Annotated in this window: 22 protein-coding genes; 7 read left to right on the forward strand and 15 right to left on the reverse strand. The window is 63.2% G+C overall.

The window, feature by feature from the left end; all coding sequences use genetic code 11:
* Nucleotides 1–51 precede the first annotated feature (51 nt).
* The 5 genes from M1E05_RS13265 to M1E05_RS13285 all read left to right on the forward strand — a co-directional run bounded on the left by M1E05_RS13265 (nt 52) and on the right by M1E05_RS13285 (nt 6868).
* Nucleotides 52–1101, forward strand: a complete 1050-nt coding sequence (locus M1E05_RS13265; RefSeq protein ID WP_461165247.1) for a threonine aldolase family protein — start codon at nt 52–54, stop codon at nt 1099–1101.
* A 61-nt stretch (nt 1102–1162) separates the two neighbouring features.
* The gene (locus M1E05_RS13270) at nt 1163–1816 is read left to right on the forward strand and encodes a DUF3000 domain-containing protein (RefSeq protein ID WP_458114380.1); all 654 of its coding nucleotides are present in this window, start codon (nt 1163–1165) and stop codon (nt 1814–1816) included.
* A 52-nt stretch (nt 1817–1868) separates the two neighbouring features.
* Entirely contained in the window at nt 1869–3224 is a 1356-nt protein-coding gene (locus M1E05_RS13275; protein WP_461163230.1) for an HRDC domain-containing protein, read from the forward strand.
* Nucleotides 3225–3389: 165 nt separating this feature from the next.
* Nucleotides 3390–4688, forward strand: a complete 1299-nt coding sequence (locus M1E05_RS13280) for a thiolase family protein (RefSeq protein ID WP_461163231.1) — start codon at nt 3390–3392, stop codon at nt 4686–4688.
* Nucleotides 4685–6868: a 3-hydroxyacyl-CoA dehydrogenase NAD-binding domain-containing protein gene (locus tag M1E05_RS13285; protein ID WP_461163232.1), complete on the forward strand. Its 2184-nt coding sequence runs from the start codon at nt 4685–4687 to the stop codon at nt 6866–6868. The genes M1E05_RS13280 and M1E05_RS13285 overlap by 4 nt, the downstream gene beginning before the upstream one ends.
* Before the next feature lie 75 nt (nt 6869–6943).
* On the opposite strand, the gene M1E05_RS13290 is transcribed toward M1E05_RS13285, so the two are convergent.
* The 12 genes from M1E05_RS13290 to M1E05_RS13345 form a co-directional block, all read right to left on the reverse strand.
* Nucleotides 6944–8509 (reverse strand): ABC transporter ATP-binding protein, encoded by a 1566-nt coding sequence (locus M1E05_RS13290; protein ID WP_461163233.1) that lies wholly within the window; start codon nt 8507–8509, stop codon nt 6944–6946.
* On the reverse strand, nt 8506–9288 hold the full coding sequence (locus M1E05_RS13295) for an energy-coupling factor transporter transmembrane component T family protein (protein ID WP_458114385.1): 783 nt from the start codon (nt 9286–9288) through the stop codon (nt 8506–8508). The genes M1E05_RS13290 and M1E05_RS13295 overlap by 4 nt, the downstream gene beginning before the upstream one ends.
* A 3-nt stretch (nt 9289–9291) precedes the next feature.
* Nucleotides 9292–10110, reverse strand: a complete 819-nt coding sequence (locus M1E05_RS13300) for an ECF transporter S component (protein WP_458114386.1) — start codon at nt 10108–10110, stop codon at nt 9292–9294.
* A 65-nt stretch (nt 10111–10175) separates the two neighbouring features.
* Complete coding sequence (locus M1E05_RS13305) at nt 10176–11225, reverse strand: nucleoside hydrolase (protein ID WP_461163234.1); 1050 nt, start codon at nt 11223–11225, stop codon at nt 10176–10178.
* Complete coding sequence (locus tag M1E05_RS13310; RefSeq protein WP_461163235.1) at nt 11225–12202, reverse strand: aldo/keto reductase; 978 nt, start codon at nt 12200–12202, stop codon at nt 11225–11227. Before M1E05_RS13310 ends, M1E05_RS13305 begins: the two co-directional genes overlap by 1 nt.
* A 56-nt stretch (nt 12203–12258) precedes the next feature.
* Nucleotides 12259–12486: a helix-hairpin-helix domain-containing protein gene (locus M1E05_RS13315; protein WP_247044842.1), complete on the reverse strand. Its 228-nt coding sequence runs from the start codon at nt 12484–12486 to the stop codon at nt 12259–12261.
* 33 nt (nt 12487–12519) lie between these two features.
* Complete coding sequence (locus tag M1E05_RS13320) at nt 12520–13080, reverse strand: hypothetical protein (RefSeq protein WP_458114389.1); 561 nt, start codon at nt 13078–13080, stop codon at nt 12520–12522.
* A complete protein-coding gene (locus M1E05_RS13325) occupies nt 13077–13637 on the reverse strand; it encodes a DUF402 domain-containing protein (protein WP_461163236.1) in 561 nt (186 codons plus the stop codon). The genes M1E05_RS13320 and M1E05_RS13325 overlap by 4 nt, the downstream gene beginning before the upstream one ends.
* Nucleotides 13634–15607, reverse strand: coding sequence for a 1-deoxy-D-xylulose-5-phosphate synthase (gene dxs / locus M1E05_RS13330; RefSeq protein WP_461163237.1), 1974 nt, complete (start codon nt 15605–15607; stop codon nt 13634–13636). Before dxs ends, M1E05_RS13325 begins: the two co-directional genes overlap by 4 nt.
* A gap of 198 nt (nt 15608–15805) precedes the next feature.
* Nucleotides 15806–18649 (reverse strand): aconitate hydratase, encoded by a 2844-nt coding sequence (locus tag M1E05_RS13335; RefSeq protein ID WP_461163238.1) that lies wholly within the window; start codon nt 18647–18649, stop codon nt 15806–15808.
* Between the two features lie 162 nt (nt 18650–18811).
* Nucleotides 18812–20179, reverse strand: coding sequence for a class I SAM-dependent RNA methyltransferase (locus M1E05_RS13340; RefSeq protein WP_461163239.1), 1368 nt, complete (start codon nt 20177–20179; stop codon nt 18812–18814).
* Nucleotides 20176–22152, reverse strand: coding sequence for an APC family permease (locus M1E05_RS13345; RefSeq protein ID WP_461163240.1), 1977 nt, complete (start codon nt 22150–22152; stop codon nt 20176–20178). The genes M1E05_RS13340 and M1E05_RS13345 overlap by 4 nt, the downstream gene beginning before the upstream one ends.
* Nucleotides 22153–22307: 155 nt before the next feature.
* On the opposite strand from M1E05_RS13345, the gene M1E05_RS13350 reads away from it, so the two are divergent.
* On the forward strand, nt 22308–22979 hold the full coding sequence (locus tag M1E05_RS13350) for a potassium channel family protein (protein ID WP_458114395.1): 672 nt from the start codon (nt 22308–22310) through the stop codon (nt 22977–22979).
* Nucleotides 22980–23738 carry a potassium channel family protein gene (locus M1E05_RS13355; RefSeq protein WP_458114396.1) on the forward strand — a complete coding sequence of 253 codons (759 nt, stop codon included), beginning with the start codon at nt 22980–22982 and terminating at the stop codon, nt 23736–23738. It begins immediately after the preceding gene.
* Here M1E05_RS13355 and M1E05_RS13360 read toward each other — a convergent pair.
* Genes M1E05_RS13360 through M1E05_RS13370 form a run of 3 tightly spaced genes read right to left on the reverse strand, consistent with a single transcriptional unit; the run spans nt 23705 to nt 25666 of the window.
* A complete protein-coding gene (locus M1E05_RS13360; RefSeq protein WP_461163241.1) occupies nt 23705–24556 on the reverse strand; it encodes a DUF3159 domain-containing protein in 852 nt (283 codons plus the stop codon). The genes M1E05_RS13355 and M1E05_RS13360 overlap by 34 nt on opposite strands.
* Nucleotides 24553–24960: a hypothetical protein gene (locus tag M1E05_RS13365; protein ID WP_458114398.1), complete on the reverse strand. Its 408-nt coding sequence runs from the start codon at nt 24958–24960 to the stop codon at nt 24553–24555. Before M1E05_RS13365 ends, M1E05_RS13360 begins: the two co-directional genes overlap by 4 nt.
* Nucleotides 24953–25666 carry a DUF3710 domain-containing protein gene (locus M1E05_RS13370; protein ID WP_458114399.1) on the reverse strand — a complete coding sequence of 238 codons (714 nt, stop codon included), beginning with the start codon at nt 25664–25666 and terminating at the stop codon, nt 24953–24955. The genes M1E05_RS13365 and M1E05_RS13370 overlap by 8 nt, the downstream gene beginning before the upstream one ends.
* Nucleotides 25667–25752: the final 86 nt, after the last annotated feature.

Below are 25752 nucleotides of genomic sequence, written 5' to 3' on the forward strand. Positions count from 1 at the left end.
CCCGCCTCTGCCGCCGCCGAAACTTCAACCGCGGGTCAGGAACCGGGGCAGATGCAGCTGCACGACCCGTCGGTGCGCGGCTTCGCCTCGGACAACTACTCCGGTGTGCACCCTGAAGTCCTGGCAGCGCTGGCAGCGGCAAACGGCGGGCATCAGGTCTCCTACGGTGAGGATGACTACACGGCCAGGCTTCAGCTGCTGATGGAGAAGCACTTCGGTGAGGGCATTGAATGCTTTCCTGTTTTCAATGGAACGGGGGCCAACGTTCTCTCCCTGCAGTCCCTCCTGCCCCGCTGGGGCGCAGTGATCTGTGCCGCCACAGCCCACATCAATATGGATGAAAACGGCGCCCCGGAGAGGGTGGGCGGCATTAAGCTGCTCGCGGTGCCCACGGCCGATGGCAAATTGACTCCCGAGATCATCGACCGCGAGGCGTGGGGGTGGGGAGATGAACACCGCGCGCAGCCGCTGGCCGTGTCCATCACCCAAACCACTGAAATGGGGACCTGCTACACGCCTGAGGAGGTCCGGGCCATTGCCGATCACGTCCACGCCAAGGGCATGAAGCTGCACATGGACGGAGCCCGCCTTGCCAATGCGGCAGCCCATCTCCAGGTTCCGCTGCGGGCCTTTACGCGCGACGCCGGCGTGGACATCCTCTCGTTTGGCGGAACTAAGAACGGTCTGCTTTTCGGGGAAGTGGTGGTGTCGCTGAATCCGGAAGCTTCCAGCGGCTTGATCTATCTCCGCAAAATGAACATGCAGCTCGCGTCCAAGATGCGCTTCTTGTCCGCGCAGTTCGTTGCCCTGCTGGAAGGCGATCTGTGGCTTCGGTCGGCGGCCCATGCAAACGCAATGGCAACGAGGTTGCGCACTGGGGTGGAGGATATTGACGGCGTCGAACCCACCCAAAAAACCGAGTCCAACGGGGTCTTTGCTGTCCTTCCTGCAGGAGTGGCGGACAGGCTGCGGAAATCCTTCCGGTTCTATGACTGGAACGAGGCAACCAGGGAGGTCCGATGGATGTGTTCATTCGACACCAGCGAAGAAGACGTGGACTCCTTCATCGCCGCCATCAAGCGGGAGTTGACTGCCGGTTGATCAAAGAACCACGACGGCGAGCCTGCAGGAAAATGCTGCGGCCCTTGCGTACCCTGCGAAGGTGAACGCACTCGCCCAGGTTCCTGCAGAGTTTCTCCACGCTCTGGGGACCCTTAGAAAAGCTCGTTGCAGAAGTGAACTTCGGCTCGATGAGATCCCCGCGCCTTCACGGCTGGCACCCTACGCTGTTGCCTTGGGCGCCGAAGTCATGGCGCCAAGCCATCGTCCGGGACCAGCGTCGATCCATGGACCGGCTGCCGCAGCCCTTTCAAGGGCATCCGGCGGCGAGGAGCCCGACGACGAACTGGCCACCGGGCGCTTTATCCTCCTCTACGACCCCGACGGCTCCGCTGTCTGGGACGGGGAATTCCGCATCGTGACGTACATCCGAGCCCAATTGGAACCGGAAATGGGAAACGACGAAATGCTCGGTTCCGTGGCCTGGACGTGGCTGGTAGAGGCCCTCGAAAACCACCGTGCGCCCTACCGTGCTGCCGGGGGAACTGCCACCCGCGTCCTGTCCGAAAGCTTCGGCACCCTCGCTGACCGCCGGGAGTCAATCGATATCGAACTCCGGGCCTCCTGGACCCCCGCCTCGTCGGACGTCCGAAGCCATCTGGAGGCGTGGTCGGACATGGTGTGTACTTTTGCAGGCCTCCCGCCACTGCCCGACGGCGTGTCTGCCCTGCCACGCAGGCGGACCCATTGGCAGTGATGGAGAGGGCGCAGGACATCCGGCCGTGCGTTGTCGGTAAACTGTTGGAATCATGACCCCTAACATTCCGGAACACACCACAGCCGGCGTCCCGGCTGCTGACATCAACCCGCACATCACGGTGGAAGGCTTCGACAGCCTCGTCCCGGAAGTCATAGACCTTGACTCCCCCCGTGACGGGGTGCCGCTCGTTATTGAAACCCCCGCCGGCCTGGAACGCTGTGCCGCCGCGATAGCCGCCGGTACGGGCCCTGCCGGAGTCGACGCCGAACGCGCCTCAGGCTTCCGCTACGGGCAACGCGCCTTCCTTGTCCAGATCCGCCGCGAAGGCTCCGGAACCTGGCTCATCGACCCGGAACCGTTTGGGGACCTGCGGATCATCAACGACGCCCTGCAGGGGGTCGAATGGATCCTGCATGCGGCCAGCCAGGACCTGCCCTGCCTCTCGGAACTGGGCATGTGGCCCGACAAACTCTTTGACACTGAGCTGGCGGCCAGGCTGGCGGGCCTGCCAAGGGTAGGCCTTGCCGCCGTCATCGAGCAGCTGCTGGGCTTTGGCCTGGCCAAGGAACACTCGGCCGCGGACTGGTCCACACGGCCGCTCCCCGAACCATGGCTCAGGTATGCGGCACTGGACGTGGAAGTGCTCACGGAGTTGCGGGAAGAGCTCATCGACCTGCTCGAGGCAGACGGCAAACTCGAATTCGCGGAACAGGAATTCGCCGCCATCCTCGCTAACGGCCAGGCGCCGCCGCGGATTGACCCTTGGCGCAAAACCTCCGGCCTTCACCAGATCAGGGACCGCCGGCAGCTCGCCGCAGTCAGGGAAATGTGGGTGGAACGGGACTCACTGGCACGCAAGCGCGACGTTGCCCCCGGCCGGCTCCTCCCTGACTCAGCGCTGGTTGCTGCAGCCAAAGCCATGCCCTCGACAGTGCCGCAGTTGCTGGGAACCAAGGGTTTCCATGGCCGGGCTGCCCAACGGGAAGCGCCGCGCTGGCTTCGCTGCATCAGCACTGCCAGGAACCTTGAGGAACTCCCTCCCCTGCACCTGCCAACCAATGCGCCGCCACCTCCCCGTGTTTGGGCGGACCGGGATCCTGAGGCGGCCCAGCGGCTTGCAACCGCCCGGCCCCTGCTGCAGGAGGCGGCCGATACGCTCAAGCTACCGGTGGAGAATCTGCTGACTCCCGATTACCTGCGGCGGGTGGCATGGCGCCCCCCGGCCGGGATGGATGAGTCCTCTATCGCCGAAGAGCTTCGCAGGCTCGGCGCGCGTGAATGGCAGGTGGGGATCGTGTCGCCACTCATCACTGAAGCATTCCTCAATCCTCAGCCCCTGCCTTTCAAGGAGCCGAAGGAAGGCCCGACTGTAAAAGGCAACACAGACGGTCCCGCAGTGGCCTGATAACGGCTGAGCGTCCAGCGGCGGCCCGCTAAGGCCACTCCTCCTTGCAAGCTAAGTTACTCACGAGTAACATAGGTTTCACTTGTCGCCCGGTTCACTGCTGCCTGTGGCCATTTCGGCCCCGGACCAGTGCCGCGGCACCCATGTCTCGATGAGGAGTAGCACGTGAGCCAAAGCAGCGGTAATCCGCGGATCAACCGGAACATCAGGGACATAGTGTTTGTGGACGGTGTCCGCACACCATTCGGCCGCGCCGGAGAGAAGGGCATCTATGCCGGCACCCGCGCGGACGACCTGATCGTAAAGTGCATCCGGGAACTTATGCGGCGTAACCCTTCGCTGCCGGCAGCCCGCATAGATGAGGTGGCGATCGCAGCCACCACCCAGACAGGCGATCAAGGCCTCACCATTGGCCGGACAGCGGCCCTGCTTGCCGGTCTGCCGCGGACCGTCCCGGGATTCGCCATAGACCGTATGTGCGCCGGCGCCATGACGGCGGTCACCACCACTGCAAGCGGCATCGGTTTCGGCGCGTACGACGTCGTGATCGCCGGCGGTGTGGAGCATATGGGCAACCACCCCATGGGTGAAGGGGCTGATCCCAATCCCCGCTTCATGTCCGAACGGCTGGTGGATCCGGCTGCACTCAATATGGGCAACACAGCGGAGAACCTGCATGACCGCTTCCCTGCCATCACCAAGGACAGGACGGACGCCTACGCCGTCGCCTCCCAGAACAAACTGGCAGCAGCCTACGGAAAGGGCCAGATCCAGCCAGACCTGGTCCCCGTGGCAACGATGAAACCGGGCCAAGGCTGGACTCTCCACTCCACCGACGAACCGCCACGCCCGGGCACCTCGCTGGAGGACCTCGCCTCGCTGCGGACGCCTTTCCGTCCCCACGGGCGGGTAACGGCGGGCAATGCTGCCGGACTCAATGACGGCGCAACTGCAGCAATCCTCGCTTCGTCCGATGCGGCTGAGGAACTGGGCCTTCCAGTAAAGATGCGCCTTGTTACCTATGCGTTCGCCGGCGTCGAGCCCGAGGTGATGGGCATCGGACCTGTCCCTGCCACTGAAAAGGCCCTCAAGAACGCAGGATTGGGCATTGATGACATCGGGCTGTTCGAAATCAATGAGGCCTTCGCGGTGCAGGTCCTCAGTTTCCTGGACCATTTCGGGATCGACGACGACGACCCCCGGGTCAACCGCTATGGCGGCGCAATCGCCGTGGGTCATCCCTTGGCCTCCTCCGGAGTCCGGCTCATGAACCAGCTGGCACGCCAATTCGAGGAAGACCCCTCTGTTCGCTACGGCATGACCACCATGTGCATCGGCCTGGGCATGGGGGCGACAGTTATCTGGGAGAATCCGCACCACGCCAACTACAGCGGAACGCGTCCCGGCAATGACGCCCACACTGAAGTAACCAGCACCACTACCGAGACTGGAGCCGCAGCATGAGCGCCGCAGATTTCCGCAAGCTTGCCGAACTTTTTCCGAACGAGACAGTCACCCACTCCTACGTCCAGGACATTCAACTGCCGGCTGCAGCAGGAAATGGAGGAGGTGAAAGTCCAGGCACGTTCGCCCTGGTGACCCTTGATAACGGGCTCGACCACTCCAAGCCCACCACGCTGGGACCGAACACTCTCGTGGAACTCGGTACGGTTCTTGAGGGCCTGCGGGAACGCGCAGCCCGCGGTGAGATCGTCGGCGTCGGGGTTACCGGAAAGCCGTACTACCTCGTCGCCGGCGCGGACCTCTCCGCCGTCAAATCCCTGGACAGCCGGGAACATGGCTTGTGGATGGCCCAACTGGGCCACGACGTTTACGCCACGCTGGCTAATCTGGGCGTCCCAAGCTTCGCCTTCATCAATGGTGTCGCCTTGGGCGGCGGGCTCGAGATTGCCCTGCAATCGACGTACCGCACAGTTTCCACCGGTGCGGGGGCACTCGCCCTGCCGGAGGCTTTCATCGGCTTGGTTCCTGGCTGGGGAGGGGTCTACCTCCTGCCGCGGCTCATCGGCCCGGAAAATGCCGTCAAGGTCATGATCGAGAACCCCCTCAGCAACAATCGCAGCCTTTCCGGACCCGAGGCCTTCAAACTGGGCGTAGCGGATGCCATCTTCGAGCCTGCCGACTTTGTGGAACAGTCCATTGCGTGGGCAGCGAAAGTCATTTCAGGCGAGGTCACTCCTGAACGCTCCAACGCCGTCAACACCGCTGACCCGGATGTTGCCCGACGCTGGGAAGCCGCCGTGGCGGCAGGACGTTCCTTTGTGGCGGCAAAAACCTCCAACGCTTCCCCGGCGCCCGGCAAGGTCCTGGACATCATGGAAGCCAACCGCACCATGCAGCAACAGGAATCGGCGGAGCTGGAATGCGATACGCTTGCAGACCTCATGCAGACCGATGAATTCCGGTCCACGGTGTACGCATTCCTGGACCTGGTTCAGAAGCGTTCCAAGCGCCCCGCAGGCGCTCCCGACCGGAAACTGGCCCGTCCCGTGACCAAGATCGGTGTGGTGGGTGCAGGGCTGATGGCCAGCCAACTGGCCCTGCTGTTCGCACGCCAACTCAAGGTGCCTGTTGTTATGACGGACATCGACCAGACCAGGGTGGACAAGGGCGTAGGCTACGTCCACGCCGAAGTGGACAAGCTGCTGGAAAAAAAGCGCATCAGTCCCGACGCAGCGAACCGTACCCGGGCCCTGGTGACCGGTTCCGTTTCCAAGGAAGCCTTCGCCGACGCTGATTTCGTCATCGAAGCCGTCTTTGAGGAACTCAACGTCAAGAAGCAGGTCTTTGCGGAAGTGGAGGCCATCGTTTCAGCGGACTGCATCCTTGCCACAAACACGTCTTCACTGTCCGTCACGGCCATGGCTGAGGACCTGCTGCACCCCGAGCGGCTGGTCGGTTTCCACTTCTTCAACCCGGTGGCCGTTATGCCGCTGCTGGAAATTGTCCGCGCACCCAAGACCGACGACGCCGTGCTGGCCACCGCCTTCGAACTCGCCAAGGGCCTGAAGAAGACCGCCGTCCTCGTCAAGGACGCGGCTGCCTTCGTCGTCAATCGCATCCTCCTGCGCCTCATGGGTGAAGTAACCGCTGCCTTCGATGAAGGAACGCCTGCCGAAGTCGCTGACAACGCCTTGCGGCCCATGGGCCTCCCCATGACTCCCTTCACCCTGGGGGCCATGGTGGGCCTGCCTGTTGCGCAACATGTCCAGGAATCGCTGCATGCCGCCTTCGGTGACCGTTTTGCCGTGTCGCAGAACCTGCAGAAGCTCATCGACAACGGGATAAAATCCATCTGGGCGCCAGGTTCGGAGAAGACGAGCCCCGACGGCAAACCGGTCATCCCGGCGGAAACGCTGGCCCTGATGTCCTTTGGCTCCTCCCCTGCCACTGCCGAGGAAGTCCTGCGCCGCACTCAGGACGCCCTTGCCGAGGAAATCGGGCTCATGCTTGCCGAAGGAGTGGTGGCAGGCCCGGAGGACATCGACCTGTGCGTCATCATGGGCGCCGGCTGGCCCATGTTCCTGGGCGGTATCACCCCGTATCTTGACCGGGTTGGCGCCTCCGAGCGGGTCAATGGCAAGCGCTTCCTCGCACCCGGGGTTGCTTCCCGTCCCGCCTGACGCCCAGGGATACCAGGAGTCTTAGGACGGTTAAAGGACCGGTCGAATGGACCGTGGATGCAGGGTGGGAGGCTCCTAAATTTCGTGGAGCCTTCCAGCCTGCAGCCTGAGCACGCGCCGGCTTACTGTCCTGGCGTAGGCGAGATCGTGCGTGACGATCAGGACAGCAGCACCCCGGAGTGTGACCGCGTCGAGGGCTCTTTCGAGGTGGGCAAGGCCGTGACGGTCCAATCCCACCGTTGGTTCGTCCAAAGCGATGACGGCGGGCTGCCGCGCAAGAACCGTGGCCAGGGCGAGAAGGCGCTGGCCTGACGCCGGCAGATCGTGGGGATGGGCCGAGGCAACACTTGCCAGGCCCACGTCCTCCAGCGCCTGGATGGCACGTACCTCCGCTTCGGCACCAAACAGTCGGTCAAGCCCAAAAGCCACTTCCCGCACCAGGGTCCGCTCGAACAGTTGGTCCCGCGGATGCTGAAAGAGCAGGCCGACGTCTGCGGCAATGACCCCCGTGGATTTTCCCCTGATGGGAAGTCCTCCCACCAGCACTTCCCCGCGCTCAGGACGCAGCAGCCCGTTGATATGGCGCAGCAGCGTGGATTTTCCGGCTCCATTTGGCCCCGTAATGGCCACAGTCTGGCCTGGTCCTACCTCCAGATCCACTTCGGCCAGGACGGCACGGTGCCCGCCTTGCCCGCCTTGCCCGCCGGGCAGGGAATAAGTGACGTTCCGGAAGCTCAGTCTGGACGCTCCGGTTCCGGCTCCGGGGGAAACCTTGTTCGCGGCCGCGGCGCTCCCGTATTCCGGTTCCGGGGCCGTCGCTTCAGGACGGCAACGTCCGTGGCGCACTGCCTCCGATGGCACCACCACGCCCGACTCTGCCAGGCCCCGGCTGAGTAGCACGTCAGCCGGCATACCTTGGGCAGCGACCGTACCGCCGTCGAGCACCAGGCAGTGGGTGGCCTGGAGGAAAAGGCGGCCCGCCACCTGTCCGAACTGGACGACGGCGGTCCCCCGGGCAACCAGCCCCGCGATGAGGTCCCGAATCAGTTCGGCGCCCTCGCCATCCAAGGAGGACAAGGGATCGTCCAGGATGAGGACCGCCGGGTCTGTGATCACGCAGCAGGCGATGGCAAGGCGCCGCAGCTCGCCTCCGGAAAGGCTCCCCGGGTCCCTGTCGAGCAGGGGGGAAAGACCTGTTTGCGCGGCCACGTCAGCTACCCGACGATGCATGTTATCGCGATCCATGCCGCGGTTTTCCAGCCCGAATGCGAGTTCTTCCGCCACTGTGGAACGAATCCCGGAAAGCATTGCAGCGGCGTCCTGGGACACATAGCCCACGTGCCTGGACCACGCTGCGGGACTGATCCTCGGGTCGTCCTCGGTTCCGGCGAAGTCAAGCCGTTGGGCACCATTGGGCACGCCGTCCCCGCTCAGCGTCAACCGTCCCCTCAGTTGGCCATCACCACTTCTGAGCCAGCCTGCAAGCAGCCGGCCGAGCGTTGATTTGCCGCTGCCGGCCCCGCCCAGCACCGACGTCAGCGTGCCTGCCTGCACCGTGAGGCCTACGCCATGCACAGCCGGTGCTGTCTCCCCATGGAAACTGAAACTTTCGATGCAGGCGTCCAGAACCGGCGTCGTCATGCGTTTCCTTCCAACGGCGGGGGAAGAACCGGCACGCCAAGCCAGGAAGCTCCCAGCCTCAGGATCACGGCCGCAGCAGCCAGCCCCAGAACTGTACGGCGGAATGTCCGCTGCCCCCGGGAATCGGCGACCTCACGATACGTGCTCCTGGGGCCTGGAGAATTGAACCCGCGCGCGTCAAGGGCATGGGCCCTTTCCCCTGCGTCCTGGATGAGTGCCAGGACCAACGGAACCATCTGCAAACGTGCAGCGGCGAGGCGTTGGAGCAGGCTGCCACCCAGGACCAATCCGCGGGCTTCCTGGGCCTGCCGGATCCTGGTCAGCTGATCCGTGATGGCCGGGGCCAGCGTGAGCGTGGATGCGAGTACGTAGCCGAACTGCGGCGGGATCCTGCGAGTGGTCATGGTCGCCACAAGCTCCGGAACGTTCACTACGAAGGAAAACAGCAACAGCACCAGGACACAGGCTGTGGTCCGCGTTCCCATCTCAAGGGCGAACGCCAGCCCCTCAACTGTGATGCGGGCCGGTCCCCATCCCGCCAGGACGGTGCGACCCTCAGGAAAGAACAGTCCGTGCAGTACCAGCAGGGAGAACCAGAGCGGCAAGAGGATGACGGCGGAGGCAGCGAGGACCCGGCGCAGGACCCCCGCGCCCACGCCCGCACCGAGGGTAGCCGCCACAACAGCAACGGACACCGGCCAGTTCGACGCCGCCATCGTGAGGGTGACCGCGGCGCCGGAAGCAGCGAGGGTGGTGAGTGGATTGAGGCGGGAAAGCACGGGCTAGGAAGCGGCTACCGGGGCCTTGCCGGCGAGGACCTTGAAGCGGCGCACAAACGGGAAGCGGAAGGTGGCCCGGCGCGGCAGGGCGTAAACCAGGAGGGCGGCGATCGCGAACACGATGGCCTTATCCATCGGATCTGAGATCAGGGCCTGCTTGGTGATCGCTGCGAGGAGGGTGTCCCCCATGGCACGGAAAGCGCTGACAATTGCACCGGTCCCGGCTCCGGAAGTGCCTCCAAAAACAAACGCCGCGATGGGAGCCGAGACCACACCGGCGATGATGCCTGTGGCGAATCCCGCAACCGGAGCCAGGTAGAAGCGGCGGAACAAACCGTAACGGGCCGCCATGCCCGCCAGGAACCCGATGAGGGCTGCTCCTGCCGCAAACGGCAGGACTGTCGGGTTGAAGAAGGACCATACGATGCTGCTCAAAGCCCCCGTGGCCGCTCCGGCCGCCGGTCCGGCCAGGACAGCTATCAGTACGGTGCCGATGGCATCGAAGTAGAAGGGCAGGCCGGTGGTGCCCATGATCTGACCCAAGGCAATGTTCAGGACCAGCGCAACCGGGATAAGGACCAGCGTGGACGTGGGCAGGGTCGGGAGCACGCCCAGGATCAGCAGGATCGCCCCGAGGAGGAATCCGCCCAAGGCCACGAGGGTGGAGGCACTCCCCACGCCGTTGGCGATATCCGACGGCTGGGCAAGGACCAGGAAAATAAAGGTGGCCGCAATGGAAGCGGCACCCAGAAGCTCAAGCAGGCGGCGTTTTTTGTCCGCCGCCGCACCAGGAGCGGGAAGAGTAAGGGACTGCTGCGACATGGTGGTTCCTTTGGCTGGGGCCGGTACGCAGGGATTCCGGGCACTGGCAGGGCACAACGATCCGCCTATGTCACCTCGGCGCGGGTACCATGATACCGGCTCGCCGCCAGCCGGCCCACGGAACTGATCAGCTCATCAAAGCACTGCGCGGGGTTGTTGCCCGAGACGATCCTGGTATTCGGCGGCTCGCCCCAGATGCCCCTGAAGTCTGCCACCGTGGTGCCCATCAGCAGCCGGGAATCGGTTTCGACATGAACGGTTGCCGGCCTGGTGCTGAACTCTGTCCGTCCCACCGCCACCGCAGCGGCGAAGGCATCGTGCATGTGGGAGATGAACCCCTGATCATAGAGGCGGTGGAACTCCATGTAGAAGCGGATGGCATCTGACAAGCACGCCACAAGTGGATTAGCTGACTGGCTGCGTTGGCCCTCCGGCTGCTCCGGCAGTACCAGCTCTGGCTCAGGCACTCCGGCGGCTTCCCCCAAACGCCGGACGTGCTCGGGCCGCATCTCAATCCGTTCCGTGGACTCGAGGGCGCAGACTATCGGCAGCTTGTCCTGGGCAACGCCCCGGTAGGCGGCGAAGACCTCCTTGGCCGCGTGCGGATCAACCGAGACGTTCCATTCGGCGGTGGGCGTGGTGTTTCCCTGATAGTTGAAACATCCGCCCATGATCACCAGACCCTTGACCAAGTGAGGCAGCTCCGGCTCGCGGCGAAGGGCAAGCGCGAAATTTGTCAGCGGTCCGGTGATAAGGCCGGTGATCTCACCGGGATGGGCACGCACTTCCTCCACCCAGATATCCACAGCATGCCGTTGGGAGATCTTCCGGGCCGGAGCAGGCAGCACCGCGTAGCCCATCCCCTGCGGGCCGTGGGTCTCCTCCGTGGTGCGAAGCGGAATCTCCAGCGGCACCTCTGCTCCGATGGCTACCTCGATGTTCTCGGCGCCGCAAAGTTCGAGCAGTGCGAGGTTATTGAGGGCCACCTGCCGGGCACCGACGTTTCCCGCGGTGCACGTGATGGCCCGGATGTGCACTTCAGGGCGGGACAGCAGGTAGACGAGCGCCAATGCGTCGTCGATGCCGGTATCAACGTCAACCAGGAGCTGCCGCATCAGAAGAGGGCAACCTTTGGGGTGAGCGGGAAAATGTCGTCCAGTTCAGCGCGTTCCCCGGCCGAGGGCACCCATGCAACGGCTTCAGCGTTTTCGCGGACCTGTTCAGGCCTGGTGGCACCGGCAATCACGCTTGCCACTCCTGGTTGCGCCGCCAGCCATGAGAAAGCAACCTGAACTTCGCTGAGGCTCCGTTCCGCGGCAAACATGCTGAACCTGCTGAGCTGGTCCCAGTCGGCCTCGTGAACCAGATGGGTCCGGGTATGGCTCAGGCGTGAACCCTCCGGGGCATCGCCTGGACCGTACTTCCCGGTGAGGAGGCCATTGGCCAGTGGGAAATACGGCAATACGCCAAGGCCCAAGGCCTGCGCGGACGGGATGACCTCGAGCTCGGCCCTTCGGTCCAGCAGGTTGTAGTGGTTCTGCGTGGAGATGAAGCGCGCTCCGCCCAGGCTCCGTGCCACGTATTCGGCCTGCGCAATCTGCCATCCGGCCATATTGGAGTGGCCGATATACCGCACCTTGCCGCTGGTGACGAGGTGGTCCAAGGCGGCAAGTGTCTCCTCAATGGGAGTAAGCGGATCCGGGGTGTGGTACTGGTAGAGGTCGATCCAGTCCGTTCCAAGCCTGCGGAGGGAAGCCTCTGCCGCCTGGACGATGTAACGGCGGGAGCCCCGGGCACCGAAGTCCTTGCCGTTGGCGCCCCGCATGTCCAGACCGAATTTGGTGGCGACTATGGCGTCGTTCCGCCGGCCCGCCAATGCCTTGCCCAGCATCGTCTCGCTGAGGCCGGGATCCCGCCCATAGACGTCGGCGACATCGAAAAGGGTGATCCCGGCGTCGAGCGCGGCATGAACGACGGCGTCTGTTGCCTCCTGGGATTCGGTCAGGGTGTTTGCCCGCCCCAGATTATTGCAGCCAAGTCCCACGACGGAGACAGTGAGTCCGGAGGCTCCAAGCCGGCGATATTGAGTCATGAATTCACCCTATAACGCCGGCCCGGACGCCCGCCCAACGTGTGGCGGCGGGGTGCTCAGCCCGTTTGGCGGGAAGGGAACGTCAGTCCGTGCTCGTCCATTGCATCTTCCAGTTGGGCCATAGTCTTGACGCCCATCCCGTGCAGTTTTGTCAGGTCCGTGTGACCGAACTGCACTACCTGCTCCAGGGTTACCACGCCCGCGTGGGCGAGGGCCCTTCGTGCCGGGGCACCTATGCCCTGAGGCAGTGGTGTGTGGCCTGGTTGGATGGATTTTGGCGTCATAACAGATCCCTTCCAGTGGTTTGATACCCCCTATTAGAGGGTAAAGCCCGAAGCCGGTTTGGGCGAGTGCTTGAGCCTGAAAGCTTCCGGATCAGTGAACGGGGCGGCGCCGATACTGAGCTTGGTGAAGTCCAGATCTTCGCCGCGAATGCACACCTTGATGGCGTTTACGGCTTTGTTCACATCGGGACACAGGCAGAAAATATTAAGCTTCGAGTTCCCGAATTCGGACCGGTCCACAATGCCGAGCCCCCGCCAGGCCAGGTGGCTGATGAGCGCGTCTTTGGCCTTCTCCTCGAGATAACGGTCCCGGTCGGTGCCGTCCTTGGTTTTCAGGGCATATTGTGCCACCACCCAGAACTGCTCCTCATCGGGGATTTCCGCATATCCGTCCTCTCCGCACTGGGCGGCGAAGGCTGCCATGAGTCCCTCGGCCGCCTCGGCATCGGCGACGTCTGTCTCTTCGGTTTTGCTCTGGTGGCCAACCACGCCGTAGTTCATGACCAATTGGCTGTAGTCCTCATCGAACCAGGCCTCCCTGAAATTCAGGATTCCCTCGTCGTCGCGCTTATAAACCCGGATGATTCCGCTCATGCCCGTCCCTTCTTGAACCATTCCACGGCCGAGCCGTCGAATGGTGCGTGGTGTGCCTTCACGGCCTGGTAAAGCTGTTCGGTTTCGCGCAGGAGGAGCTCGACGACGTCAGCCGGGTAGTCCATCCTGACGCGGTGCTCGTCGAATTCGTCTTCGTCGTCCACGTAGACGCCGCGTTTGGTTGACCTGATGACGTCCAGGTCCATGTCGATAACGTGGAACTCGACCGTCCCGGGCCGGATGCTGGTCCACCCATGCTCAAGCGCCAAGTCGACGTACACCCTGAAGTCCCCGGGGTACGTGTCGTCATAAAATGTGGCCACATACTCGCCTGCCCGTGGAACCAGCAGCACGGCGTCAGACTGCGCGTGGAAAGCCGCGCCAGGGCGCGAGCAGAAGGAACCGGCGGGCTGGAAGATCCACCAGCCGTGCGGGTCCTCGCCCAGATAGGTGCCCGGGACCACCCAGTGGGCACCACCGTCCCACTTGCGGTTTCTGGCCACTACCAGGTCCCCCCGCTGGACGCTGTCCGGGGGGATGCGCTCGTGGAGTGTCACAGTTTCGGCAGGCTGCCGGTAGTGGGGTGTTCCTGGCCGGGAAGGGGACGCGCGAAAGGCACCTTGGTCCCCAGAACCTGAGCCACGACGTCGTGCGTTATCTGCTGGGCAGTCAACCCCACGCGGGCAAGGACCTGGCTCCGTGAGCCATGATCCAGGAACTCTACAGGCAAGCCAACCTCGTTCAGTGCGGTGTCCACTCCGGCCGCACGCATCTCCTGCCGGATCCGCGAACCCACACCGCCGGCGCGAACGCCATCCTCAATGCAGATCACCAGGCGGTGCCGTGCCGCCAAGGCCACGATGGACCGGCGGACGGGAAGCACCCAGCGGGGATCCACAACGGTAGAGCTGATGCCTTGGGCACCGAGCCGGTTGGAGACATCGAGCGCAAGTTCGGACATGGCGCCGACGCTGACAATCAGGACATCGTTCTCTGTGGAGCCGGACGGGCGGCGAGCCAGGACATCCACGCCGTCGCTAAGCCGCTCGATAGCCTCTACCTCGGCACCCACGCTGCCCTTGGAGTACCGGACCACAGTTGGGGCGTCGTTGATGGCCACGGCCTCACGGAGCTCCTCACGGAGCCGCGTGGCGTCCCTGGGGGCAGCAAGGTGCAGTCCCGGAACGATCTGCACCATGGCCATGTCCCACATGCCGTGGTGGCTTGCCCCGTCGGGGCCGGTGACTCCAGCGCGGTCCAACACGATGGTGACGCCTGCCTTGTGCAGTGCAACGTCCATCAGCAGCTGGTCAAAGGCACGGTTGAGGAAGGTGGCGTAGACGGCCACAACAGGATGAAGCCCGCCGAAGGCCATTCCGGCAGCAGATGTCAGCGCGTGCTGTTCAGCGATGCCGACGTCGAAGACCCGATCCGGGTGCCGCTCTGCGAATTTGTGCAGCCCGACGGGAATGAGCATGGCGCCGGTGATGCCGACAATGTCCGGCCTCTCATCAGCGATATCCGCGATTTCGTCGGCGAAAACGGAGGTCCAGGACTTGGCTCCGACGGGATCCGTGGGCTCCCCTGTTTCAGGGTCGATGATCCCGACTGCATGGAACTGGTCAGCCTCGTGGGCGCGGGCGGGAGCGTAGCCGTGGCCTTTCTCGGTCATGGCGTGCACAATGACCGGTCCCCCGTAGTTCCTGGCGGTCGAGAGGGCGTGCTCCATGGCCTGGAGGTTGTGGCCGTCAACAGGGCCGATGTACTTCATGCCGAAGTCTTCGAACATGCCCTGCGGGGCCCACCAGTCCTTAACGCCCTTCTTCATGGCATGAAGGCTCCGGTACGTGAACTGGCCCAGCGAGCCGCCGTTCTGCAGCCTTTTCTTCCACCAGTCCATGGCGCCTTCGTAGGCGGGCGCAGCGCGGAAGGAATCGATGGTGGGACGCAACGACGCCAGGTAGTCTGCGAAGCCGCCCACGGTAGCTGCATAGGAGCGACCGTTGTCGTTAACAACGATCACCACGCGGCGGCGCTTGTCGGCGGCAATGTTGTTGATGGCTTCCCACGCCATGCCGCCGGTGAGGGCGCCGTCGCCCACTACCGCGACGACGTAACGGTCGCCTTGGCCTGTCAATTGCCGGGCGCGGGAAATTCCGTCGGCCCAGGAGAGGGAAGAAGATGCGTGGGAGCTTTCGACAATGTCGTGCTCGGATTCAGCGCGGTCCGGGTAGCCGGAGAGGCCGCCCTCCTGGCGCAGTGTGGTGAAATCCTGGCGTCCGGTCAGCAGCTTGTGGACATAGGACTGGTGTCCGGTATCAAAAACAATGCTGTCGCGGGGGGAGTCGAAAATCCGGTGCACGGCAATGGTGAGCTCCACGACTCCAAGATTGGGACCGAGATGGCCGCCGGTCTGTGAGACGCTGCCGATCAGGAAACTCCTGACTTCTGACGCCAGTTGTTCCAACTGCTCGCCAGAGAACTTACTCAGGTCCTGCGGATCCCGGATGGTTTCCAAAATACCCAACGGCCCCTCCTTCGGATGATAGACATGCCGTTTAACTCTAACGCCTCGGACTCAAGCGGCGTGCCGCAGCAGCCGAAGGCCCCGGCGGTCTTGGACCGGCCGGGGCCTTCGGTGGTGCGGCTCTGCGCTCACTCTGTTTCCCCCGTTTTTGGGGACTCAGCTGGGTGCGCTCACCTGGTACAGCTCAATGTGTGCTGATCAGTTGGAGGAGATCTGGCGCAGCACGTACTGCAGGATGCCACCGTTGCGGTAGTAGTCCGCTTCACCCGGGGTATCGATGCGGAGGACGGCGTCGAAGGACTTCACTGAACCGTCTTCAGCGGTGGCTGTGACCTTCAAAGTCTTGGGCGTCGTGCCTTCGTTGAGGGCAGTTACACCTTCAACCGCGAAAACCTCCGTGCCCGTCAGGCCCAGCGTCGCCGCTGACTCCCCTGCCGGGTACTGCAGCGGCAGGACGCCCATTCCAATGAGGTTGGAGCGGTGGATGCGCTCGTAGCTCTCGGCAACGACTGCCTTGACACCCAGCAGCGCGGTGCCCTTTGCTGCCCAGTCACGCGAGGAGCCTGAACCGTATTCCTTGCCTGCCAGGACAACCAACGGAGTACCGGCGGCCTGGTAGTTCTGCGCGGCGTCGTAGACGTAGGCCTGCGGCCCATCAGCCTGCGTGAAGTCGCGGGTGAAGCCACCCTCAACCCCGGCGCCGTCGTTGAAGCCGGCAAGCAGCTGGTTCTTGATGCGGATGTTGGCGAACGTACCGCGGATCATGACTTCGTGGTTGCCTCGGCGTGAGCCGTAGGAGTTGAAGTCCTTGCGCTGCACACCGTTGGCCAGCAGGTATTGGCCGGCGGGAGTGTCGGACTTGAAGGAGCCGGCTGGGGAAATGTGGTCCGTTGTGACTGAATCGCCGAGCTTCAGCAGCACTCGTGCCCCGGAGATGTCAGTCACGGGTTCAGGCTGTGCCTTCATGCCCTCGAAGTACGGGGGCTTCCGGACATATGTGGAGCTCGGGTCCCAGGCGAACGTGTCACCGGCGGGGGTGTCCAGGGCCTTCCAACGGTCATCGCCGTCGAACACCCCTTCGTAGCCACGGGCGAACATGTCCTTGTCGATCGAGGAATCGATAACCTGCTGGACCTCGACCGGGTTGGGCCAGATGTCCTTCAGGAACACATCGTTGCCTGCTTCGTCCTGGCCAAGGGCATCGGTTTCGAAGTCGAAGTCCATGGTGCCGGCCAGGGCGTAGGCGATGACCAGCGGCGGCGAGGCCAGGTAGTTCATCTTGATGTCGGGGTTGATGCGGCCCTCAAAGTTGCGGTTTCCGGACAACACGGCGGTAACGGAAAGATCGTTGGCCTGGATGGCCTCCGACACTTCGGCTTCCAGCGGTCCGGAGTTGCCGATGCAGGTAGCGCAGCCATAACCCACAATGTAGAAGCCGAGCTTCTCCAGGTAGGGCGTCAGGCCGGACTTCTCGTAGTAGTCGGTGACCACTTTGGAGCCCGGAGCGACGGAGGTCTTGACCCACGGCTTAGCCGAGAGACCCTTGTCGACGGCGTTGCGGGCCAGCAATGCGGCGGCCAGCATGACCGACGGGTTGGACGTGTTGGTGCACGAGGTGATCGAGGCGATGGCGACAGCACCGTGATCAAGTTCGAACTCGCGGCCATCCGCCGTCTTGACGGAAACGGCTTTGGAGATCCGGCCGGCTGCTCCGTGGGCAGCGGAGTAGACCGGAGGTTCGCGGTCCGTATCCGTCACGTGGGAGTCGGGCTGGGTGAACGACGGAGCGTCCGAGGCCGGGAACGTCTCCTCGAGCGACTCATCCACCGTGCCGGCGTCGGCAGCATGGGAGACGTAGTTCAGGAGGTCGTGACGGAACTCGTCCTTGGCGTTTGTGAGTTCGATACGGTCCTGGGGACGCTTGGGGCCCGAGATCGAGGGAACAACCGTGGACAGGTCCAGCTCAAGGTACTCCGAGAAGCTGATTTCCTTGGAAGGATCGTGCCAGAGGCCCTGTTCCTTCGCGTAGGACTCCACAAGCGCCACGTTCTCCTCCGAGCGGCCGGTGAGGCGCAGGTAGTCGAGTGTGACGTCGTCGATCGGGAACATTGCGGCGGTTGAACCGAATTCCGGGCTCATGTTTCCGATGGTGGCGCGGTTGGCCAGGGGCACCGCGGCCACACCTTCGCCGTAGAACTCCACGAACTTGCCAACAACACCGTGCTTGCGCAGCTGTTCGGTGATGGTCAGCACGACGTCCGTGGCGGTGGCACCGGCGGGAATGGATCCCGTTAGCTTGAAGCCCACAACCCGCGGGATCAGCATCGAGACAGGCTGGCCGAGCATCGCTGCTTCGGCCTCAATGCCGCCAACGCCCCAACCCAGTACACCCAGGCCGTTGACCATGGTGGTGTGCGAGTCAGTACCAACGCAGGTGTCGGGGTAAGCACGAAGAACGCCGCCGACTTCGCGCGTCATAACAGTGCGTGCGAGGTATTCGATGTTGACCTGGTGGACGATGCCGGTGCCCGGCGGAACCACCTTGAAGTCATCAAATGCGGTTTGGCCCCAGCGAAGGAACTGGTACCGCTCGCCGTTGCGCTGGTACTCGATCTCCATGTTGCGCTCAAGGGCGCCGGAGTTGCCGAAAGCGTCGATCTGCACGGAGTGGTCAATAACCATTTCCGCGGGAGCAAGCGGGTTGACCCTCTTCGGGTCACCGCCCAGCTCCTTGACGGCCTCGCGCATGGTGGCGAGGTCGACTACGCAGGGCACACCGGTGAAGTCCTGCATAATGACTCGGGCCGGTGTGAATTGGATCTCTGTTTCGGGCTGGGCGTCAGGATCCCAACCCGCCAAGGCACGGACGTGATCGGCAGTGATGTTCGCGCCGTCCTCGGTCCTCAACAGGTTCTCTAGCAATACCTTGAGGCTGAACGGAAGGTTTTCTGCACCTTCAACGGAGTTCAACCGGAAAATTTCATATTCGGTTCCGGCTACATTAAGTTTGCCTTTTGAACCGAAACTGTCCACTGTGCTCATCGCAGGACTCCTCTCGCAACAGTTTCATCTTTGTCGCGCGGTAGACCGCTTGCTAGTTAGGTCCTCCTAATTACTGCTAATTAGTCAAGGACTTAAGAATTGCAGGAGGTCAGCCGTGATTACGGCTCGCGACGCGGGACTACTACGCTCATCCTAGTGGCATCATCCCCGCGGAGTCAGCAACGCCGCAGTCTCCAGGTGATGGGTGTGGGGGTAAAGGTCAAACGCCCGTAGCTCCTGCAGGGCCCAGCCCCTGTCCTGGAAGTAACCGAGATCACGTGCAAAGGACGCCGGGTCGCAGGACACATACGCGATGGCCCGCGGGGCCGCGTCAACCAGCTGGTGGACCACTGCCTTACCTGCCCCGGCACGGGGAGGGTCAAGAACCAGTGCGTCGAAGTTCCTTGGCTTGTGGCGAAGCACCCGCTCCACCTTTCCCTGAACGATCTCCACCTGAGGAGCGCCGTGCAGGTTCTTCCTCGCGTCCCGGCTGGTGCCGGGGGCACCCTCGACCGAAAGCACGGAACCCGTTGTGCCTACAGCGTCCGCCAATGCGGCGGTAAAGAGGCCGGCACCGGCATAAAGATCAGCTACTACAGCTCCGGCCTCGAGGAACCCGCCGTCGTGCAGGAACCCGGTCACTGCTCCCACCAGCGTTTCAGGTGCATCCCGGTGGATCTGCCAGAACCCCTCTCCGGTCACCCGGAACTCATGGCCGGCGGCAGACTCCTGCACCCATGTGCGGCCCTTCAGCTGGTTGAGATCGCCAGTGACGGGGTCAATTGACGCTACGGAAACGTCGTCAGGGAGTTGCGCAATGATCGCGCTGATCCGTTTTGCCTTGGTTCCGGGGGCGGGCGCCAGCAGCACCAGCCGCCGTGATCCGTTGGCCGGGGCAGCCACCTCCACCCGCTCTATCCCCTGAAGATCGATGTCCCAGAGGTTGAGCGAAGTGATGCCCTCGACGGCCAACGGCATGTCCTGGATGGAGATCACCTGGTCGGAGCGGTGGGCGTGCATGCCGAGCTTGCCCCCGGCGGTGACGGCAAAGCTCGCCCGCGTGCGCCAGGCGAGCCCGGGGACGCCGGCGGGGGCAGCAGTTCCGGCGTTGGCAGCAGTACCGCCTACCGGTTCAACTTCGGTGACAAGCTCGACGCCGGCGAGCCGCTTGAGCTGTTCGGCGAGCACTTCGCTTTTGAGCCGCCGCTGTCGTTCCAGCGAGATATGGCCGAATTCGGCCCCGCCTACCGGAGGATGTCCATGCGGCCAGGACCGCAGTGAGTCTGCCACGTGCCAGAAGTGCGGAACGCGGTCAGGGGACCGTTCAAGGACCTCGACGACGTCGGCCCGCCAGAATTTGGCGGACTCCCCAGCGTCGGTCAGCCGGATCCGGACCTTTTCGCCGGGGATTCCATGCCGGACGAACACCACGCGGCCTTCATGCCGGGCGACGCAATGGCCCCCATGGGCCACAGGCCCGACGTCGACGACGAGGTCCGCCGGGGTGCGGGTCTTGGTGGCGTGGTTCATTGGATATCCTGCAGTTTCTTGGCTTCCTCAGATGATTTCAGCTGCCAGGGAACGCTGGCAACCATGACTCCCGGTTCAAAGTGCAACCGGGTCTTGATGCGCAATGCCGTTTGGTTATGCACCAATTGTTCCCACCATTTACCGACAACGTACTCCGGGATGTACACCACGATGAGGTCGCGGGGGGAATCACGCCGCATGTTCGTGATGTAGTCCATGATGGGCGTGATGGTTTCGCGGTAGGGGCTGGCCAGCACCGTCAACGGGACTGGAATCTCCAGCTTTTCCCAGTCAGCGAGCGTCTGGGCGGTTTCCTCCGGACTGATGTCCACAATGACGGCGTCCAGCCGTGACGGGCGGGAGGCCCGGGCGTATGCCAGCGCGCGCAGCACGGGTTTTCGCACATGCGAAACCAGGAGGACAGCGTGGACCCGAGTAGGAAGGGCACGCGGTGTCGAGTCTTCGTCCAACGCGAGTTCCTTGGCCACGTTGTCGTAATGGGCACGGATGCTCCACATGATGAGGATCAACACGAACATGGCAAGCAGAGCGAGCCACGCCCCCTGTTCGAATTTGGTGATCAGCACGATCGTCAGGACCAGCGCTGTCATGACGAATCCAATGGTGTTCAGGATCCGGGACTTGATGATCCGCCTGCGCCCGGCCTTGTCCCTTACGCGCCTCAGCTCCCGGCCCCAGTGCCTGATCATTCCGAGCTGGCTCATGGTGAAGGAGATGAAAACACCCACAATGTAGAGCTGGATGAGCTTGGTGACGTCGGCGTTGAACGCAAAGATCAGGACCAGAGCTCCGGCCGCCAGTGCCAGGACACCGTTGCTGAAGGCGAGGCGATCGCCGCGGGTGCGCAACTGGCGGGGCAGATAGCCGTCCTGGGCAAGGATGGAGCCGAGAATGGGGAACCCCTTGAAAGCGGTGTTGGACGCAAAAACCAGGATCAGAATGGTGGCGGCAATAACTACGAAGAAGAGGAAGGACCCGATGCCAAAGATCGTCTGGGCGATTTGGCCCAGGGCCGGAGTCTGGATGTAGTCGGCTGCCAGCGGTTTGCCGTCCAGGAGCAGCTCGGTGGCCGGGTCAAAGACAATTTTCACCTTGGTGGCATTGGCCAGGTAGATGACGCCGGCGAACATGACCGAGGCGAAGACTCCGACCATCAGGAGTGTGGTTGCCGCGTTCTTGCTCTTTGGCTTCTGAAAGCTTGGTACGCCGTTGCTGATCGCCTCTACACCGGTCAGGGCGACTGCCCCGGATGAAAAGGCCCGGAGTAGCAGGAACGCACCCGCCAGTCCCACGAGGCCCTCGTCGAAGTGCTCGGTCGGCACAATGGTGAAACCGGCGGAGGGAGCTTCGCCAAGCTGCCCGGTGGCGGCCTGAAAGACGCCGACGGCGGTCATACCGAGAATGGCCGTCATGAAGATATAGGTAGGCGCTGCGAAAAGAGTTCCAGCTTCCTTGACGCCCCGCAGGTTGATCAGAGCAAGCAGAGCAACGCCAGTGGCGGCCAGAATCGCCTGCTGGCCGTGAAGAGCAGGAACAGTGGTGGACAGATAGGCAGCTGCTGACGACATGGAAACGGCCAGTGTAAGGACATAGTCCACCAACAGGGCGGACGCGACGGTCAGGCCTGCATACCTGCCCAGGTTCACTGTGGCAATCTCGTAGTCCCCGCCCCCTGAAGGATAGGCATGGACATTCTGCCGGTAGGAGGCAATCACAGTGAGCAGCACCACCATGACGGCGAGCCCAACCCAAGGGGAAAATGCGACGGCGCTTACCCCGGCCAGCGCGAGCGTCAGCAGGATCTCATCCGGAGCATACGCCACCGATGACAAGGCGTCGGAGGCGAAGACGGGGAGCGCAATCCGCTTCGGCAGCAGTGTGGGAGACAGGCGGTCGTTCCGGACGGGCCTCCCCACCAGCACCCTCTTGGCGGCATTCAGAATTGTCAGCACCAGACAAAGCTAGTCGGATTCGCGCGTGATGTCATGACGGCCCGGACTGTCCTGCTGATGTGACCCGTCTCCCTGCCTGCCCCAGCTGCCCGGCCATGGCTCCTGCTGCCGGTAGAGTCGTACAGGCAGCAGGATTCAGCATTGAGGAGGAACCGGTGGCCCACTTCGTCATCATGGGTTGCGGACGTGTAGGGGCGACGCTGGCGCACACACTGGAGGATGCCGGCCATTCGGTGGCCATCATCGACCAGGACGACCGCGCCTTCCGGCGCCTGCGCAGCGGCTTCTCCGGACGCAAAGTCACGGGAGTAGGGTTCGACAGGGAGACCCTCAAACAGGCCGGGGTGGCTGAAGCCTATGCCTTCGCCGCGGTGTCCAGCGGTGACAACTCCAACATCCTGGCTACCAGGGTCGCGCGGGAAACGTTCCATGTCCCGCATGTTGTGGCCAGAATCTATGACCCTGGCCGGGCTGAGATCTACCAGCGCCTGGGAATCCCCACCGTTGCCGCGGTCCGCTGGAGTGCGGACCAGGTGTTGAGGCGCATACTGCCAGAACAGCACTTGGCGGGTGATTTCCGCGAGCCCTCTGGCAGGCTCGTCCTGGCAGAAATTGAGTTGGATCCGGCGTGGATCGGACAGTCCCTGAGCCAGATCGAAAGTGCAGCGGACATCAGGATCGCCTACCTGACCCGCTTTGGGGAGGGCGTTCTCCCCACGCCCGCAATGTCCTATCAGGACGGTGATACCGTCCACGCCATGCTTCGGGTGGAGCGAAGTGCCGAAGTGGCGCACCTCCTTGCCAAAGCACCCGTGAAGGAGTCTTGAGTGAAAGTCGTCATTGTTGGAGCAGGCAGTGTTGGTTCCTCGATTGCCCGCGAACTCCTGGCCCACAAGCACGAAATCCTGCTTCTTGATCTGAAGCCGGAGGTGATCGGCCGAAGCGGGTTGCGTGGGGCGCACTGGCTTGTTGGTGACGCCTGCGAGCTCAGCACTCTTCAGGATGCCAGGCTCGAAGATGCCGACGTTGTGGTCTCGGCCACCGGCGATGACAAGGTCAACCTGGTGGTATCACTGCTGGCCAAAACGGAGTTCGGTGTTGGACGCACTGTTGGCAGGGTCAACAACCCCAAGAACGACTGGATGTTCAATGATTCCTGGGGAGTGGACGTAGCAGTCAACACCCCGCAGCTCATGACCGCGCTGGTGGAGGAAGCTGTGGAGATCGGGGACCTTGTCCGGCTCCTCACGCTCCAGACGGGAGTGTCGTCACTGGTTGAATTCACTGTGCCCCACGACTCCTATGCCATCGGGCTGACCGTTGGAGACATCAATTGGCCTGAGGATTCCACTCTGGTGGCCATTTTGCGCGACCAGGCACCCATCACGCCCACCCGGGATGACGTTATCGACGGCGGCGACGAACTGTTCTTCGTCACCACCATCGCAGCCGAGGATGAACTGCGTGCCTTGTTGTCCCCTGAGTCGGCCCACGATCAAGAGGAAGGCCCGGCAGAATATTCCGCTGGCGCTGATCAGGCTCCGGAGGCTGTTCAGGCCCCCGAGGACGACGGCTTCGAGGGCTGAGCGCTATCTGTCTCAGGCGATGGGGCAGGCTTCGTTATCAGCCAGGCCACCCAGATGCCGAGGATGTAGAGTGGCGCGCCCATGATAAGCCGCATGGTGGCCAATGCCGCGAGGCCCTCGCCCCCCATGAAATACAGGGGAACCTGAACCAGGAGCCGAAGCGCGAGCACGGCGACTATTACCCAGGTGCCTAAGGAGTAAGCCCGGACGCGTACCGGGTCCTTGCGCCAATCAAGCCCTTCGTTGCGGATGAATCCAAACAGCAGTCCGGCCACCGGCCATTTAATCGCGATGGAAACGATCATGGCGACGATATACGCGGCGTTGGTGAAGAAGCCAGGGACGTAGAAGTCCTCGGCCTTCCCCGTGGTGTTGGCAAGCCACGCTGAAATTCCTACGCCCACAACGCCGGCGAAGGCCTGGGTCAGCGGCCGCCTCTGGATCAGCCTCGCTACGGTAAAGAGGGCGGCTGCTGACAGGGCCGCGACCAGGGAAACCGTCAGATTCGCGGTGATCGTGAAAGACACCAGGAAAACGAGCCCGGGAAGGATGCTTTCCGCAATTCCCTGGACCCCGCCCGCGGTCTTGAGGACGTTGATGCGGCCGTCGCTGTGACGGTGGAGTCCTGCCTTTGCCGCATAGCCCTCAGCAAGAGCCGCGACGGTTGGTGGAGGAGTCCCATCCACATTGCGTGCAGGATCGCCTGAAACCGGCGTGGGTAGCGACGGATCCTGGGACGGTTCCTGCGGCGTCTCCTCTGTCGGCTTGGGGGCCCGGGATGAATTCGGGGCCGGAGGCGGCGTTTCGGACTCGGTCATTCGTGCTCCTGGCGGGAAAGTATTTCATAGCGGGGGTTGAACATGGTGGGAAGGCCGTCACGGAGGGTCAGCATCCCTTGAAGCTGCAGTTCTACGCCGGCAGCGATGCCGGGGACCCGGCGTCGGCCGAGCCAGGTGACGCGCAACCTGGCGGGAAGTGCAGACGCCCCCGTTACCTTGCTTTCTGCTCCTGAGGAATCAACGGACTTTTTAAGAGTGCTCAATAACCCGGCGCTTTTTGTAACCGTATGGCGGTCCCGGACCACTGCCGTAAAGGACGCGACGTCGGATGCGGGAACAAATGTCACTGATTCAATGAACCCGTGACACACCACTCTCCCCCTCTCCGGCAGTTCACTCACTGACAGGACGGGGCCTTCCGGTACCTGCGCGTGATCAGCCAATCTGGGTAATCTCAGGTCCGCGTTCAGGCTTCTGGAATTCGGGGGCGCCTTGGGGTGTCGTGGTGGCGTCCTTGGGCAGCCGCAACTGCAGGAGATCCCGCGGCGGCATCGGGTTATCACCGCGAACGACGACGATCTGCCGGAAGAGCCCTTCAAGGGCGGCTGCAGCTTCACGGTCGACGGCGGCCTCCCCGCCCAGGACTCCCCGCAGGAACCAGCGGGGGCCATCCACTCCGATGAATCGGGCCACCCGGTAGCCTCGGCTGCCATCGGCCTGACCGGCCGGAAGCTTGGCAACAAGCTCCGTCCCGAAGCTGCCCTGCACCTCCTCCACCTGACCGCCCTGGCCGCTGACGGACTGACCGATCTGTTCGCGGATCTCATCCCAGAGGCCCTCCGAACGGGGGGCGGCAAATGCCTGGAGTTGGAGGCTTGACCCCTGGAGGTCCATGGTGACAGCGACTACCCGCTGCGTGGCCTCTTCCACCTCGAGCCGAAGCTGAAGCCCTTCTGTGGGCGCGATAAGGAGAGCACCAAGGTCAACGTAGCCGTCCTGGCTCTCAATCTCGGCGGCATCGAACGGGCCGCTGGAACGTGGACCCGTTGACTCCTCGCCGCCTTCGGAGGTCCCGTCGTCGGTTTCCGGCCACTCTGCGGACTCTGCCGCCTGTTCCTTCTTGGCTTTCCTGCCACGCCCAAAAACCATGGGGTTGTCTCCTTAGTTGTTCTTGTCCCACGTGGGGAGGACACCTGTCCGCGCTGCTAAGAGCCGGTTATGGTGCCGACGCCCGG

Source organism: Arthrobacter sp. R4-81, from assembly GCF_054792365.1.